Source organism: Stappia sp. ICDLI1TA098, assembly GCF_054880955.1.
The window spans coordinates 252,048-267,359 of sequence record NZ_JBTZBT010000003.1 but is presented as its reverse complement, the minus strand read 5'-3'; the positions used below and the strand labels follow the sequence as shown (position 1 = coordinate 267,359).

The following is a 15,312-nucleotide window of genomic DNA, read 5'->3' as shown; positions in this document are numbered from 1 at the left end:
CTCTCTGGGCGACATGGATCCGGTGCGGCGATGAGCGGCGACAGCATACCCTTTCTGAAGATGAACGGGCTCGGCAACGACTTCGTCGTGTGGGACGCGCGGGTGCAAGCCGTGCGTCTGACCGACGACGAGATCCGCCGGATCGGCACCCGCGACGGCGGCATCGGCTTCGACCAGATGATCACCGTCGAACCGGCACGCGCGGGGGCTGACGCCTTCATGCGCATTCACAACCGCGACGGCGGCGAGGTCGACGCCTGCGGCAATGCCACGCGCTGCATCGGCCGGTTGCTGCTGGCGGAATGCGGGCGCGACAGCGTCACCATCGAGACCAACGCGGGGCTGCTGGTCGCCAGCTCGACAGGCGAGGAGCGCAAGGTCACCGTCGACATGGGCGTGCCGCGCTTCGCCTGGAACGAGATTCCGCTCGCCGAGGAATTTCACGACACACGGGCCATCGAGCTTCAGATCGGCCCCATCGACGCGCCGATCCTGCACACGCCGTCGGTGGTCAATGTCGGCAATCCGCACGCGATCTTCTGGGTGAACGACATCGATGCCTTTGACATGGAGCGCATCGGGCCGATGCTGGAGAACCATCCGATGTTCCCGGAGCGGGCCAATATCTCGCTCGCGCATGTGCTTTCCGATCACGAGATCGACGTCAAGGTGTGGGAGCGTGGCGTCGGGCTGACGCGCGCCTGCGGGACGGCGGCCTGCGCCGTCGGCGTCGCGGCGGCGCGCGACAGGCGCACCGGGCGGCGCGTGACCGTCAACCTGCCCGGCGGTCCTCTCGCCATCGAATGGCGCGAGAGCGACGATCACATCCTGATGACCGGCGACACCGAAATCGAGTACGAGGGCGCTCTCGACCGGCAGACGCTTACTTTCGAGAAGACCGCGCCGGGCGACCGTCCGATCCTCGAGGTGGTCCGTTGAGCGTCGACGTCGTCACATTCGGCTGCCGCCTCAATTCCTATGAATCCGAGGTGATGAAGCGCGAGGCGGAAGCGGCCGGCCTCAAGGACGCGATCCTGATCAACACCTGTGCGGTGACGGCGGAGGCGGTGCGCCAGGCGCGCCAGTCGATCCGCAAGGCGCGGCGCGACAACCCGGGTGCGCGGATCATCGTCACCGGCTGCGCCGCACAGACCGAGGCGGAAACCTTCGCGGGCATGGACGAGGTCGATCTCGTGCTCGGCAACACCGAGAAGCTGGAGCGCGCCTCCTACGGGCGGGTGGCGCAATTCGGCATCGAGGAAACCGAGAAGGTCCGCGTCAACGACATCATGAGCGTCCGCGAAACCGCCAGCCACCTGATCGACGGGCTGGAGGGGCGTGCAAGGGCTTTCGTGCAGGTGCAGAACGGCTGCGATCACCGCTGCACCTTCTGCATCATTCCCTATGGCCGGGGCAATTCACGCTCCGTGCCCATGGGCGCGGTCGTCGACCAGATCGGCCGGCTTGTCGACAACGGCTACCGCGAAGTGGTGCTGACCGGCGTCGACATCACCAGTTTCGGGGCCGATCTTCCGGGTAGCCCCAAGCTCGGCGATCTCGTCGCCAAGATCCTGAAGTATGTTCCCGCGCTTGACCGGCTTAGGCTGTCGTCGATCGATTCCATCGAGGCGGATCCGGCGCTGATGCGCGCCATCGCGGACGAAGAGCGGCTGATGCCGCATCTGCATCTTTCTCTTCAGGCGGGCGACGACATGATCCTGAAGCGGATGAAGCGGCGACACCTGCGCGGCGACACGATCCGCTTCTGCCAGGAGGTGCGGGCGATGCGCCCGGACGTGGTTTTCGGCGCCGACATCATCGCCGGCTTCCCGACCGAGACCGAGGAGATGTTCGAGAACACGCTCGCCATCGTCGACGATTGCGGTCTGACGCATCTGCATGTCTTCCCCTTCTCGCCGCGCAAGGGCACGCCGGCGGCGCGCATGCCGCAGGTCGGTCGGGCGCTGGTCAAGGAGCGCGCGGCGCGGCTGCGCGAAAAGGGCGAGCAGGCGCTGAAGGCGCATCTCGACGCCGAGGTCGGCCGGACGCGGCAAGTGCTCGTGGAGCGCGAGGGGCTCGGCCGCAGCGAGCAGTTCACCCAGGTGGAGTTCAGCCCCCTCGATCTGCCGCAGGGGCACTCCGGCCTGGAGCCGGGCGGTCTTGTCAGCCTGGAGATCACCGGGCATACCGGGCGTCATCTCATCGGAAAACCGGCGAACCGACAGGCGGCATGACGGCATGAGCGAAGAAAAGCGCGGATTTCTCGGACGCCTGTTCGGCGGACGCGGGGCGCCGCGACCGGAAGAGAGCGTTCGCGAGACACCGGAGGAGCATCCGGCGGAAGCCGGCGAGGATCTCGGGGAAGAGGCCGCCCGTCGCGAACATGACGCCGCCGACGACACGCGGGATGACGCCGCGCGCGACCTGCCGCCGGCAAGCGCGGACGGGGCGGCGGAGCCCGGAGCGGACGTCGCCGATGAGGCGCAAGATGGCGTCGACAGCCTTACACCTCTCGCCGACGATGTGACGGCCGTGTCCGTCGTGGAGGCCGAGGAACCGTTGGCCGCTGCGCCGCAGACTGATGTTGTTTCCGAGCCCGAGCCCGAGCCCGAGCCCGAGCCCGAGCCCGAGCCCGAGCCCGAGGCGCAACCGCGCCGCTCGTGGCTGTCGCGGCTGACTGCGGGCCTGTCGCGCTCCTCCGCCTCGCTGACCGGCGGCATCTCCTCGCTCTTCACCAAGCGCAAGCTCGACGCGGCGACGCTGGAAGAGCTTGAGGATCTGCTGCTTCAGTCCGATCTCGGCATCGAGACGGCGATGGCGATCACCGAGCGCATCGCGGATGGCCGGTTCGACAAGCAGGTTTCGCCCGACGAGGTGAGGAAGATCCTCTCCGAGGAAGTGGCCCGGGTGCTCGAGCCGGTGGCGCGACCGCTGGAGGTTTCCGGCGCGCACAGGCCGCAGGTGATCCTCTTCGTTGGCGTCAACGGCACCGGCAAGACGACGACCATCGGCAAGCTGACGGCCAAGCTCGCGGCGGAGGGCAAGACGGTGATGCTCGCCGCCGGCGACACCTTCCGCGCGGCGGCGGTGGAGCAGCTCAGGATCTGGGGCGGGCGCACCGGCGTCGAGGTCGTTTCCCGCGACACCGGCGCGGACGCCGCCGGCCTGGTCTTCGACGCCATGAAGATGGCCAACGAGAAGCAGGTGGATGTGCTTCTGATCGACACCGCCGGCCGGCTGCAGAACCGCGCCGAGCTGATGGCCGAGCTGGAAAAGGTCGTGCGCGTCATCCGCAAGCACGATGCGACGGCGCCGCACGACGTGATCCTGACACTCGACGCCACGACCGGGCAGAACGCGATGAGCCAGGTCGAGATCTTTGGCCGCGTCGCCGGGGTCACCGGGCTGGTGATGACCAAGCTCGACGGCACCGCCCGCGGCGGCATCCTCGTCGCCATTGCCGCCAAATACGGATTGCCGGTGCATTTCATCGGCGTCGGCGAAGGCATCGAGGATCTCGAGCCGTTCCGGGCCGAGGACTTCGCCAATGCGATCGCCGGACGGGAGACACGCTAGATGGAATTCGAGCACGGCCCCAATGCCGCGGACCGCAAGGACCTGTCGCCGCTCCTCAAGCTCGTGCTCGAGCTGGGGCCGCTGGTGCTGTTCTTTTTCGCCAACGCGCGCGGTGAGGATCTGGCAGCCAGCTTCCCGGCGCTGAAGGCGCTGGGCGATCCGATCTTCCTGGCGACCGCCGTCTTCATGGTCGCCATCGCCCTGTCGCTCGCTGTGTCCTATGCGCTGACCCGGCGGTTGCCGATCATGCCGGTGGTATCCGGCGTCGTCGTGCTCGTCTTCGGCGCGCTGACGCTGTGGTTGCACGACGACCTCTTCATCAAGCTGAAGCCGACCATCGTCAACGTGCTGTTCGGCTCGATCCTGCTTGGCGGCCTTTTCTTCGGAAAGTCGCTGCTCGGCTATGTGTTCGACAGCGTCTTCCACCTCGACGACGAGGGGTGGCGCAAACTGACCTTCCGGTGGGGCGTGTTCTTCTTTTTCCTCGCCGTGCTCAACGAGGTCGTCTGGCGCGGCTTCGGGACCGACTTCTGGGTGTCGTTCAAGCTGTTCGGGGTGATGCCGATCACCATTGTCTTCACGCTTGCGCAAATGCCGCTCATCAACCGGCACACGCTGGAGCGCGAGAGCGAATAGGTCCGCCGTCCGCTGCCTGAAAACAGGGCAGGCGGAACGGGCCAGGCCTGCTATCCTTTCCATACACCTTCCGTATCGGCGTCACCCTGGAGGCCTGGAGCCCCTTGGGGGCGGGCCTTGACCGTTCTCGCCTGGGCGCCAGATTCAAGGCGCGTGCACCCGGTCTTCCCGCGTCCGGGATCCACTCGCGCAAACCCGAAGTCGATGGAACCGGTTGAACAGAGACGATTGAACGGAGACGATTGAACCCGGGCATGCCACTTCAGCGGCGGGCGCTTCGGCGCATCGACCTTCGACGCGGGCCGCCGCCCTGGCGGTCGCGCGCCCTTTCATCCGGTCCCCATGCGCGCGCCAGGCCTTTCACCGGCCTCGACGTTCCGGAGCCGCGCCTCACACTTTGATCGAGTGCCGCCGCCCTGTTCGGCCGTCGTGCCGGGGCAGGGCCGTGGCGCGTATCCTGGTTGGAGGGGACTGACGTCATGAACACGTTGCTACGGCGCCTGATGGCGCGTCTGATCCAGGTTGGCTCGCTGACGGTTTCCGGCCCGGACGGTCGGCCGGAAACCTTTGGCGATGGAACCGGACAGCCGGTGCACATCCACATTCGCTCCGCCCGCGCGGCACGGGCGATCGCGCTTGATCCAATGCTCGCGGCGCCCGAGGCCTACATGGAGGGCGATCTGGAGATCCTCGAGGGCGATGTCCTCGATTTCCTGCGTTTGGCGTTCGTGAACCTGGGCGACGACAGCGCGCCGGGCTTCTGGAGCCGGCTCATCGACCGGCTGCGGATCCTCGGGCGGCGGCTCCACCAGCTCAACGGCGCCGGCCGGTCGAAGCGGAACGTTCAGCGCCACTACGACCTCTCTGGCGAGCTGTACCGGCTCTTTCTCGACGGCGACATGCAATATTCCTGCGCCTATTTCGAGCATCCGGGGCAGACGCTGGAGGAGGCGCAGGCCGCCAAGAAGCGCCATATCGCGGCGAAGCTTGCCATGCGGCCGGGGCTGAGCGTGCTCGACATCGGCTCCGGCTGGGGCGGGCTCGGGCTCTATCTTGGCCGAAGCTTCGACGCGCAGGTGCTGGGCGTCACCCTGTCGGGAGAGCAGCACGCGGTCGCGCGGGCGCGGGCGGAGGCGGATGGCCTGTCGGAGCGGGTCCGTTTCGAGATCCGCGACTACCGCAACCTCGACACGCGCTTCGACCGGATCGTGTCGGTGGGCATGTTCGAGCATGTGGGCGTCAACCACTACCGCGGTTACTTCGAGACCTGCGCGCGGCTGCTCGCCGACGACGGGGTGATGGTGCTGCATGCGATCGGCCGCAGCGGCGTGCCGGGCGCGACCAATCCCTTCATTCGCAAGCACATCTTTCCCGGAGGCTACATGCCGGCGCTGTCCGAGGTGCTGCCGGCGATCGAGCGTTCGGGGCTGGTGGTCACCGACGTGGAGATCCTGCGTCTCCATTATGCGGAGACCCTGCGCCACTGGCGCGCGCGTTTCCACGCCAACCGGGAGAGGGCGGAAGCGCTCTACGACGCGCGTTTCTGCCGGATGTGGGACTTCTATCTGGCCGGGTCGGAAGCGGCGTTCCGCTGGCAGGACCTGATGGTTTTCCAGATCCAGATCGCCAAGGCGAACGATACGCTGCCGCTGACCCGCGACTATATCGGCGAGGCGGAGCGCATGCTTGCCCGGCGCGAGGGCGCCGCCGGTGACGCGTCGGACGGGCCGATGCGCCCGGAAAAGGTCGCCCGCGCCGGCGACTAGCCGCCGCGCCGGCCTATGCTTGGCAAGGGAGACCTGCCCGATGCGGCCGGGTCAGCCGTTTCCCTGGCCAAGCAGGGGAGCGGATCCGACGAGTTCCAGCGCCCTGGCGGCCAGGTCCAGCATCGCCGGCTGGGGCTGATCCGTGCCGAGACCGCGCCTGGCGCGGACATGGTTGATCGCCGCCTCGAAGGAGGGGAAGGCCTCGCCATGGGCAAGGGTCAGATAGAGCGCCAGAACGGTTGCCGAGCGCGAGCGCCCGCCGCGACAGTGAACCAGCAGGTTGCCGGGCCGGTGCGGCGGATAATGGGCTTTTCCCGGGCTCGCCTGACCGAGGATGCCGGCAACGGTCAGCACCGCGCCGAGAAGATGCGTCGGTGTGTTGCCGGGCCCGTCGATGAGCCCGATGTGGGTGCGCCGGACGGCGGTGCCGTCGGCAAGCGTCAGCGGCCGCATCTCGATGTTGACGGCAAGGTTCATGGTCGAGGTGACCTCCCCGGCAAGCAGCAGGTCGGGAGACTCGGCGGCGACCTTGTTGCCGATGAAAAGCCGGGCGGCCTTCGTGTCGAAAACGGGCATCAGGACCGGAAGACGGTCCTCCTCGGCCTCGGTGAGCGGGGCGGTGCGTGGCGTCGGCTCGGTCATTTTGCTGTTTCTTTTTCTGAAGCTGAGGACTGGTGCGTGGCGGACGAGGGGCCGAAGTCGAGGGTGCGCGCGAGCGTCATGCGCGCTCCCAGGCCCGCGCGCAAGGCGGTCATCGCCTCGGGGCGGGCGAAGGCGGGCAGGACATGGATCGCACGGGTCGCCTCGGCGAGCGCCAGCGTGTCGGCAAGGCGGGGGTGGACGTTCCAGCCGAGCCAGCGCGCGCTGCCCGCGGCAAGCAGGGCGGCGGCCGGCGTGCCGTCGGGCACATGGCTGGAAAAGAGGAAGCGGAACCCTTCGTCGCTGCGGGCGAGAAGCGTTGCGGCAAGACCGGCCTCGCCATTCGCCTCCGTCGCAATGATGACGTCACGCGCCTGCCAGTTCCCGGTCGGCTGGGCGGCAAGCAATGCGGCGGCCTGGGCCCTCTGGCGGGGCGTTCCGACCTCGTCCGCGCCGCTTGCGATGCCGGCGAGTTCGGCATGGATCACCGGGCAGAGACGCGGCAGCAGGCCGTGTCCGACAAGCGCGAGGGCGACCTCCGGTCCGCGTCCGCCGGCTGGCACCGGAAGCACCGCGCCCGCCCGGGCGGCCTCGGCGACGGCTGCGATCTGGCCGGCAAGCGGCTCCGACCGGTCGCCATAGGAGGCATCGGTGAGAAGGCAGCCGGCCGGCGGCGGCGGGTCGAAGGGCAGCAGCGCGGATTCACACGACCAGTCGCCGGTATAGAGAAACCCGCCGTCCACATCGACATGGATCCAGATGCCGCCGGGGGCATGGCCCGACCGGCCGAGGGTGACGGGAAGCCCGGCGATGCGCGCCTGGCCCGCGTCGGGCAGCAGGCGGCGGCGGGGGGCGGCGAGGCGTGCCTCGTCGATCTGGCGGAAGGTTGCCGCTGTCGCATAGACCGGCGGATCGCCGACGCATGGCGACAGGGGCAGTCCGCCGCAGTGATCCTGATGGGCGTGCGACAACACCAGCGCATCGACCGGACCGACGCCGGAGAGATCGGGAAAGACGCCGGGCTCCGGCCCCTCGCCGAGGTCGAGCAGGATGCGCCGGCTCGCGATCTCGAGCAGGAAGGCGGCCGGCAGTTTCCCGCCAAGGCCGCTGAGACTGGTCAGTCTTGCCAAGGCAGCGCCCCCCGGGGCAGGCGCGCGGAGAGCGCCGAGGCTCCCAGCATGAACAGCAGGACGATGACCACCATCAGACAGCCGACGGCGGCGGCAAGGGTCGAGGAGCCGCCTTCCTCGAGGAAGATGATCATCGGCCCGATGGTGCGGGTGGAGGAGGAGACGAGCAGGATCGAGACCTGGATTTCGTTGAGGATCGTCATGAACAGGAGGATGCCGCTGGCGAAGACGGCGGGTGCCACCAGCGGGGTGACAATGTCGCGCATCCGGGTCAGGAAACCGGCTCCGCACACCCGCGCCGCATCCTCCAGCGCGCGGTCGACCTGGGCAAAGCCGCCGAGTATCGGCCTGAGCGCCAGCGCCAGGAAGTTGGACAGATAGGCGGCGAGAATGATCCAGGGCGTTCCATAGAGGCTGATCCCGAGGACGGGCAAAGGCTTCAGGAAGAACAGGATCATGGCGACACCGAGAATGATGCCGGGCAGGGCATAGGAGAGTTCGGCCGCCATGTGGACGGCACGCACCTCCGGTCCCTTCCGCCATGTCAGGAAGTAGGCGAGGAACAGGGAGACGACGATGAGCACGGCGACAGCGGCGGCGGTCAGCGTGAAGCTGGTGGCGAAGGCCTCGCGGATCGCCGCGTGCGCGAAGAGGGCGTTGGCGTAGTTCTCGAGGGTGAGCGTGGCGGCGGTGAGTTCCTGCCCGTAGCCGGTGACGAGCGAGGTGGCCGCGAGCGCGCTGAGCGGCAGCGCCAGGGTCGCGAGAAGGAAGGCCCAGGCGCCGATCTCGACGACGGGGCGCGCCCGTCCGAGCGGCAGGCGGATGGTGCCGCCGGTGGCATCGACGCGCAGATCACCGCGCCGGTTGGCCCAGCCGGCAAGGGCAAGCGCGGCAACCGTGATGGTCGACAGCAGCAGCGCCAGCGAGGCCATGTCGGACAGTGCCGCCGGGCCGTAGCTGTTGAGCTTGCGGTAGATCAGCGTGACCAGCGTCGGATAGCGGGCGGGAATGCCGAGCATCGCCTGGATGCCGAAGTTGCCGATGGCGGAGACGAAGGCAAGGGCGGCGCCGGCGAGGATGCCGGCGCGGGCGAGCGGCAGGAGCACGGTGAAGAGAAGGCGCAGGCTGCCTGCCCCGGAGGCGCGTGCCGCCTCGGCGAGATTGGCCGGCAGGCGGTTGAGCGCGGCGCGGACGGTGAGAAACACCAGCGGGGCGTTGTAGAGGCCGAGCAGGAAGACGATTCCGGAGGACGAGAACAGCGGATGCCGCACGCCCGGCGGCAGCGACAGGCCGAGGGCGCCGAGCACCGGACTGGAGGGCGAGAAGGCCTGCACCCAGGCAAGCGCGGTCACCTGCGGCGGGATCATCAGCGGCAACACGAAGCCGAAGACCCAGGCGCTTCGCGCGCGCATGTCGGTGTGGGCGGCGAGCACCGCGGCGCTGGTGCCGACGGCGACGGCAAGCAGCGTCGAGGCGGCGGCGACATAAAGCGAATTGCCTGTCGCGGCGATCACCCGCCGGTTCAGGTAGAGATCGGCGAGACGGTCGAGATCGAGCGTGCCCTCGGGTGCCAGTCCGGTGACGGCGAGCCGCACCAGCGGCGCCAGCGAGAGAACGCCGACGAAGCCGATGATCAGCGCCAGCACGATCCCTTGCGTGGAAACGGTGAGGGCCGGCAGGCGCCGGCCCTCCCGCGACAGAGCGGATGCCATGTCGGTCATGCGATCAGCCGCCGAAGATCTCGGTGAACTGCTCGCGCACCGCACCGTCGGTCTCCACGGCCTTGTCGGCGTCGAGCGGCAGCAGCTTGATCTCGGAAAGCCTGGGGAAGCCGGCCGGCGGCGTCACGTCCGGATCGATCGGCAGGTTGCCCTGACGGGCGGCGAGCTCCTGGCCCTCGCGCGAGAGCAGGAAGTCGACGAAGACCTTGGCGGCCTGCGGGGCCTTGGCCGTGGACATGATTGCGACCGGCTCGGTGATGAAAGAGACGCCCTCCTTCGGGAAGACGAAGTCGACCGGCGACCCCTGGGCCTTGGCGCGCAGCGCGTTGGCGTCGACGACGATGGCGTATTTTGCCAGTCCGCTCGCCACCGCCTTGATCGCCGGGCCATTGCCGCCCTGCGGAGCGATGTCGAGGTCGGCGAGCTTCTCGTAGAACGACCAGCCGATCGACGGGTCGGCGATGACCGAGTGCAGGTGGTTCAGCGCCGCGCCCGAATAAAGCGGGCTGGGAACGGCGACCTGGCCGCGGTTGCCCTCGTCGAGGAGCTCAGACCAGCTCGTCACCGGCTTGGCGGTCTTGGTGTTGTAGGCGATGCCGGTGGAGATGATCTTCGTGCCGAAGAAGGTCATGTCCTTGTCGTAGGTGCCCTTGTCGTAGCCTTTGACCGGGGCTTCGGGATAGGCCATCAGGCGGCCTTCGGCCTTGAGCTGGCCGAGGTTGATGGTGTCGGCGACCAGGAGGACGTCCGGCTTGACCGCGCCGGCCTCGATCTCGGCGCGCAGCACGTTCATGAGCTGACTGGTGCCGTTGCGGGTCCACTCGACCTCGATGTCGGGGTGCTTTGCCTGGAAGGCATCGACCGTTTCCTGTGCGATTTCGGGCGACTGGGAGGTGTAGAGAACGAGCTTCTCGGCATGGGCGGTGCCGGCGAGGAGCACGAGGGCAAGGGCAGTTGCGGAAGCAAGGCGCATGGGATTTTCCTCGGATTGCAAGGCTTGGAGGAGGGTCAGGCTGCGGCGGGGATCACCCAGCCGTCTTCGATGCGCACGGAGATCGGGGCTCCGGGGGCAAGCGAACGGTCGATCGGCGCGTTCAGCGTCAGCGCCAGGTCGGGAGAGGCATCGGGATGAAAGTCGATCTGGTAGTGGCCACCGCGGTAGATGACGCGCTCGACGGTGGCGGGAAATCCCTCGCCGGGCGTCTCGGCGAGGCGCAGGTCGTCCGGATGGACGCTGAGCGCGGCGCGGGCGAAGGAGGGCTGCCTGGCGCTCGCGCGCAGGGTCTGCGGCGTGCCGAAGACGCGTGCCATGGCGCGGCCCGTGCCCGGCGACAGCAGGGAGACATCCTCGCCGGGAAGCACCAGTCCGTTGCCGATGAAACGCGCGACCATCTCGTTTTCAGGCTCGCGGTAGAGATCGCGGGGCCGGGCGAATTGCATCAGGCGGCCGTGATCGATCACGGCGATGCGGTCGGCAAGCGCCATCGCCTCGGCCTGGTCATGGGTGATGTAGATCATTGTCGCGCCGGTGCGCTCGTGGAACTCGACGAACTCGCGCTCCATGGAGGCGCGCAGGTGGACGTCGAGATTGGCGAGCGGCTCGTCGAGGAGCATCACGCTCGGATCGGCGGCGAGGCAGCGGGCGAGGGCGACACGCTGGCGCTGGCCGCCGGACAGCTCGGCCGGAGCCTTGTCCGCGTGCTCGACCATGCCGACTGTTTCAAGCGCCACGGCGACGCGGCGCTTGCGCTCGGCGCTGGGAAGGCGGGCGACCTTGAGCGCGTAGCCGACGTTGCCGGCGACGCTCATGTGCGGCCATAGCGCGTAGTTCTGGAAGACGATGCCGACGTTGCGCTTCTCGGGCGGCAGGCTGAAGCGGGGCGTGGAGACCTCCCGCTCGCCAAGCCGGATCGCGCCATCGTCGAGCGTCTCGAAGCCGGCGATCAGGCGCAGAAGCGTGGTCTTGCCACACCCGGAGGGGCCGAGAATGGCGACAAACTCACCCTGTCGAACATCGAGCGAGACGGCGCCGAGGACCTCCGTCCCGCCATAGCGCTTGGTGACCTTATCAAGGGCAATGCCAACCACGGATTTCTTCCTAACCTATTGTCATCTATCGAGAAAAATATTTTTCGGCCGATTTCTCGCTTGACTGCACTCGTGTGCAAACTAGGCTATGCGTGCTTCAGTTTTGTGACGATGCGGGGCGGGGAGTTGGACGTAATTAGCCGGCTTTTCAATGGGGACGAAAGGGCGTCATGAGTGAGGATGGGGTGTCGGGAAAGGGCGGCTTCGTGACATCCGCCGACGTGGCACGCCATGCCGGCGTCTCGCGGTCGGCCGTGTCACGGACCTTCACGCCGGGGGCGAGCGTGTCGGCGGCGGTGCGCGAAAAAGTGACCAAGGCGGCCGAGGAGCTCGGCTACAGCGTCAACCGACTGGCGCGGGGGCTGCATGCAAACCGGTCGGATCTCATTGCCATCGTCGCTTCGAACCTGGCCGAGCCCTTCATCGCCAGCCAGCTCGATGCGCTGAGTGCCGCGCTGATGGAGCGGGGGCAGCCGACACTGCTGCTCAACGCCGGCGCGCGCGACATGAGCGCGCTGATGACGCTGGTGCTTGAATACCGGGTGCGCGCGGTGATCGTTCTGTCCGGCGCACCGCCGACGGAGATCGTCGAACAGTGCCTGAAGGGCCGGCAGCGGATGATCCTCGTCAACCGCGAGGCGCAGGGCGCGACCGTCGACATCGTGCGCACGCAGGATATCGCGGGCAGCCGGCTTGCGGCCGAACATCTGATGTCGGGGGGGCGCCGCCGTCTTGCCGTCATTCGCAGCGGATCCGAGACGCCAACGCGCCTGAGGCGGGCGGCGGGCTTTTGCGACAGGCTGGCGGAGGCGGGTCTTACGGCCCTCGAATGGGCGCAGGGGCGCGAGGACTACGACGCCGGCGCCATGGCGGCCCGTGCGCTGCTTGGCCCGGACGGAGTGGCGCCGGATCTGGAGGCGGCGTTCTGCGTCACCGACCGAACGGCGCTCGGCTTTCTCAACACGGCGCGCCACGAACTCGGTGTCAGCGTGCCCGACCGTCTCGCCGTCGTCGGCTTCGACGGCATCGCGGAAGCGGCCTGGGCGTCGCACGGGCTTTCGACCGTCGCCCAGTCGATCCCGGACTTCGTGGCTGCCGTGGTCTCCATTCTGGACGCGCCGCGGGGCGAGGACGCGAGGGGGCAGGAACGCCTGGTGCCGGTCGAGCTTCTGCGGCGCGGGTCGAGCTGACAACTGGCGCAGCGAGGTCGAGCGTATACCCGCAGCTGTCCGAAGCCTGGCCCTGCGTTCGGCCCGCGGGCTTCGTTTCATGCAACTCGCTCCCCTTTGTCCGTCCCGGCCGCTTTTGCCTGCGACATTTTATCCCGCCACCCTATCAGGGAGGGTATTTTTCAATTCCCGAGTTGTATTTCCTCTGCGTAGTTTTACTTGTAGCTTTCAAAATTTACGCTGGGTAAATCAATTGACATCAGATTTGCCGAGGAATTTCCGCCTGTTTCTCTTAAATGCCGAACCGGAATTAGGAGTATTTCAGTGAACATTCACTCGGTGAAGTTTAAAATAGTCTCGATGTCAGCGGCTTGTGTTATTGCTGCCACGGGAGCACTTGTCGGATATGGTGTCTATTCGGCGAGTGAAACGGCAACTTTCGTGACCAACAACGTGGAGGGTTTGCTTGAAGCCTCCGCGAGGGAATCCTTGAGCCGCCTCGCCTCCACGCAGGCAGGCATCATCCGCACGGAGGTCGACAGCGCTTTCGACGCGGCACGCGCAATGGCGCACAGCCTGGCGGTCGTTGCGGCGGAAGAGAGCGATGGCGGATCGCCGAAGGGACTGCGCCGCGACCAGCTCAACGGCATCCTGCTTGGCGTTCTCAAGGACAATGACCGGTTCAACGGCACCTACAGCGCCTGGATGCCCAATGCGCTCGACGGCGCCGACGCCGATTTCGTCAACAAGGTTTCGGTCGGCGCGGACGCGACCGGTCGCGCCTTGCCCTACTGGACGCGCGACGCAGCCGGCAAGATCGCCGTGCAGCCGCTGGTCGAGTACGACAGCCGTGAGCTTCATCCCAACGGTGTAATGAAGGGCGGCTGGTTCATCGGGCCGCAGACCACCGGGCAGGAAAGCATTCTCGCGCCGCTGCCCTATGTGGTCCAGGGCAAGCATGTCTCCCTTGCCACAATGTCCGTCCCGGTTCTCGTGGGTGGCACGTTCAAGGGCGTCGCGGGCGCGGATTTCGATCTCTCCTTCGTCCAGACCCTGGCGAACAAGGTGAAGGGCACCGTCTACAACGGCGCCGGCAATGTCTCCATTGTCTCCAATGACGGCCTGGTGGTCGCCTCTTCCGAGTATCCCGCGGCGATTGGCGGGCCGCTTACCGCCATCGACGCCGAGGCGTCGCGCGATGAGGCTATTCTTGCCAAGGGCGAGGCCGTGATCCGCTTCGACGAGGCGGCCGGCGTCCTGCACGTCTTCTCGCCGATCCCGCTGGGGCGTACCGGCAAGACATGGTCGGTGATCATCTCCGTGCCACGTTCCGTGGTGATGACGGAAGCCGACAAGCTGTCGAAGGCGCTGGGCGATCGCAGGGCAACGGACGTCATCTGGCAGATGGTCGCCGCGCTCGTCGTCGCGGTTGTTGCGGTCATCGGCATGGGGCTTCTCGCCCATGGCATCGCCGGACCCATTGCCAAGCTGACGGACGCGCTGCGTCGGCTCGCCAGTGGCGAGAGACTGAAGGAGATCACTGGGGCGGAACGCCGCGACGAGATCGGCGATATCGCCCGTGCCGTCGATCGGATCCGGGTCGGTGCCGAGGAAGAGGCAGGGCGCAAGGCCGCCGCCGACGCCGCGGCCCGTGCGGAGCAGGAGACGGAGCGTCGCAGCACGATGATGCGGCTGGCGGACGAGTTCGAGAGCTCCATGAGCAATGTCGTCACCGGCGTGGTGGGCGCGTCCGGCCAGCTCAAGGCCGCGTCCTCCACCATGGCGTCGGCGACGCAGAAGGTGGCTGGACGGTCCAACGCCGCCGCCAATGCCTCCAACGAGGCGGCGGCCAACGTGCAGACGGTCGCCTCGGCCGCCGAGGAACTTGCCTCTTCGATCGGCGAGATCAAGCGCCAGGTCGACGAGTCGGCGCGGGTTGCCGGCCAGGCCGTCGGCGATGCCGAAATGACCGCGACCAAGGTTCGCGAACTGTCGAACGCCGCAAACCGCATCGGCGACGTCGTCGACCTGATCGACAACATCGCCAACCAGACCAATCTTCTCGCCCTCAACGCCACCATCGAGGCAGCCCGGGCGGGAGAGGCGGGCAAGGGGTTCGCCGTCGTCGCGGCGGAGGTCAAGCAGCTCGCCGAGCAGACGACAAAGGCGACATCCGAGATCGCGACCCAGATCGGCGAGATCCAGGAATCGACCAAGGCCTCCGTGTCGGCCATCGTTGGCATCACGGATGTGATCGAGCGGATCAACGCGGTTGCCGCCGCCATTGCGGCTTCCGTCGACGAGCAGGGGGCCGCGACCCAGGAGATCGCCCACAACGTCAACCAGGCGTCCGCTGGCACGCAGCAGGTGTCGGAAAACATCGTCGGGATCAACGCCGCCGCCGCGGACTCGACCTCCGCCGCAAGCCAGGTGGAATCCGCGGCGGAAGAACTGGCGGCGCAATCGGCGACCCTGCGTCAGGTCATGGACCGTTTCCTGGAGACGGTTCGGGCCGCCTGAGACAGGCGTCACGCATCTCCCGCCGGGGCGCGCAAGCGTGCTCCGGCGGGGTGTTGTCGACCGGCCA

At 67.5% G+C, this 15,312-nt stretch carries 12 protein-coding genes; 7 read left to right on the top strand and 5 right to left on the bottom strand.

Translation table 11 applies throughout. The features are described 5' to 3' along the window. Positions 1 to 30: 30 nt before the first annotated feature. The 5 genes from dapF to ACSLUQ_RS16270 all read left to right on the top strand — a co-directional run bounded on the left by dapF (position 31) and on the right by ACSLUQ_RS16270 (position 5,978). Positions 31 to 939, top strand: coding sequence for a diaminopimelate epimerase (gene dapF, locus ACSLUQ_RS16290; RefSeq protein WP_417771459.1), 909 nt, complete (start codon positions 31 to 33; stop codon positions 937 to 939). Further along, entirely contained in the window at positions 936 to 2,234 is a 1,299-nt protein-coding gene (gene mtaB / locus ACSLUQ_RS16285) for a tRNA (N(6)-L-threonylcarbamoyladenosine(37)-C(2))-methylthiotransferase MtaB (protein ID WP_461809121.1), read from the top strand. The genes dapF and mtaB overlap by 4 nt, the downstream gene beginning before the upstream one ends. Positions 2,235 to 2,238: 4 nt before the next feature. Continuing rightward, positions 2,239 to 3,576, top strand: a complete 1,338-nt coding sequence (gene ftsY, locus ACSLUQ_RS16280) for a signal recognition particle-docking protein FtsY (protein ID WP_461809120.1) — start codon at positions 2,239 to 2,241, stop codon at positions 3,574 to 3,576. Next, on the top strand, positions 3,577 to 4,212 hold the full coding sequence (locus ACSLUQ_RS16275) for a septation protein A (RefSeq protein ID WP_417771462.1): 636 nt from the start codon (positions 3,577 to 3,579) through the stop codon (positions 4,210 to 4,212). It abuts the gene before it with no gap. 479 nt (positions 4,213 to 4,691) lie between these two features. Continuing rightward, positions 4,692 to 5,978 (top strand): class I SAM-dependent methyltransferase, encoded by a 1,287-nt coding sequence (locus ACSLUQ_RS16270; RefSeq protein ID WP_461809119.1) that lies wholly within the window; start codon positions 4,692 to 4,694, stop codon positions 5,976 to 5,978. A 51-nt stretch (positions 5,979 to 6,029) separates the two neighbouring features. Here ACSLUQ_RS16270 and ACSLUQ_RS16265 read toward each other — a convergent pair whose 3' ends face one another. From ACSLUQ_RS16265 to ACSLUQ_RS16245, 5 genes are read right to left on the bottom strand one after another with little or no spacing between them, the layout of a single operon-like run. Next, entirely contained in the window at positions 6,030 to 6,620 is a 591-nt protein-coding gene (locus tag ACSLUQ_RS16265) for a dual specificity protein phosphatase family protein (RefSeq protein WP_461809118.1), read from the bottom strand. Further along, positions 6,617 to 7,747: an MBL fold metallo-hydrolase gene (locus ACSLUQ_RS16260; protein WP_461809117.1), complete on the bottom strand. Its 1,131-nt coding sequence runs from the start codon at positions 7,745 to 7,747 to the stop codon at positions 6,617 to 6,619. The genes ACSLUQ_RS16265 and ACSLUQ_RS16260 overlap by 4 nt, the downstream gene beginning before the upstream one ends. Next, positions 7,735 to 9,468 (bottom strand): ABC transporter permease, encoded by a 1,734-nt coding sequence (locus ACSLUQ_RS16255; protein ID WP_461809116.1) that lies wholly within the window; start codon positions 9,466 to 9,468, stop codon positions 7,735 to 7,737. The genes ACSLUQ_RS16260 and ACSLUQ_RS16255 overlap by 13 nt, the downstream gene beginning before the upstream one ends. A 4-nt stretch (positions 9,469 to 9,472) precedes the next feature. Then, positions 9,473 to 10,441 (bottom strand): ABC transporter substrate-binding protein, encoded by a 969-nt coding sequence (locus ACSLUQ_RS16250; RefSeq protein ID WP_461809115.1) that lies wholly within the window; start codon positions 10,439 to 10,441, stop codon positions 9,473 to 9,475. A 35-nt stretch (positions 10,442 to 10,476) separates the two neighbouring features. After that, positions 10,477 to 11,556, bottom strand: a complete 1,080-nt coding sequence (locus tag ACSLUQ_RS16245) for an ABC transporter ATP-binding protein (RefSeq protein WP_461809114.1) — start codon at positions 11,554 to 11,556, stop codon at positions 10,477 to 10,479. Positions 11,557 to 11,726: 170 nt separating this feature from the next. Between ACSLUQ_RS16245 and ACSLUQ_RS16240 the strand changes: the two genes are divergently transcribed. Together ACSLUQ_RS16240 and ACSLUQ_RS16235 are read left to right on the top strand one after the other, a co-directional pair. Next, the gene (locus ACSLUQ_RS16240; RefSeq protein WP_461809113.1) at positions 11,727 to 12,746 is read left to right on the top strand and encodes a LacI family DNA-binding transcriptional regulator; all 1,020 of its coding nucleotides are present in this window, start codon (positions 11,727 to 11,729) and stop codon (positions 12,744 to 12,746) included. Positions 12,747 to 13,214: 468 nt separating this feature from the next. Continuing rightward, a complete protein-coding gene (locus ACSLUQ_RS16235) occupies positions 13,215 to 15,245 on the top strand; it encodes a methyl-accepting chemotaxis protein (RefSeq protein ID WP_461809112.1) in 2,031 nt (676 codons plus the stop codon). Positions 15,246 to 15,312: the final 67 nt, after the last annotated feature.

Coding starts and splice junctions, on each gene's coding strand:
- ACSLUQ_RS16275 (WP_417771462.1), top strand. CDS start 3,577: ATGGAATTCGAGCACGGCCCCAATGCCGCGGACCGCAAGGACCTGTCG.
- ftsY (WP_461809120.1), top strand. CDS start 2,239: ATGAGCGAAGAAAAGCGCGGATTTCTCGGACGCCTGTTCGGCGGACGC.
- ACSLUQ_RS16270 (WP_461809119.1), top strand. CDS start 4,692: ATGAACACGTTGCTACGGCGCCTGATGGCGCGTCTGATCCAGGTTGGC.
- ACSLUQ_RS16265 (WP_461809118.1), bottom strand. CDS start 6,620: ATGACCGAGCCGACGCCACGCACCGCCCCGCTCACCGAGGCCGAGGAG.
- ACSLUQ_RS16255 (WP_461809116.1), bottom strand. CDS start 9,468: ATGACCGACATGGCATCCGCTCTGTCGCGGGAGGGCCGGCGCCTGCCG.
- ACSLUQ_RS16240 (WP_461809113.1), top strand. CDS start 11,727: ATGAGTGAGGATGGGGTGTCGGGAAAGGGCGGCTTCGTGACATCCGCC.
- dapF (WP_417771459.1), top strand. CDS start 31: ATGAGCGGCGACAGCATACCCTTTCTGAAGATGAACGGGCTCGGCAAC.
- ACSLUQ_RS16250 (WP_461809115.1), bottom strand. CDS start 10,441: ATGCGCCTTGCTTCCGCAACTGCCCTTGCCCTCGTGCTCCTCGCCGGC.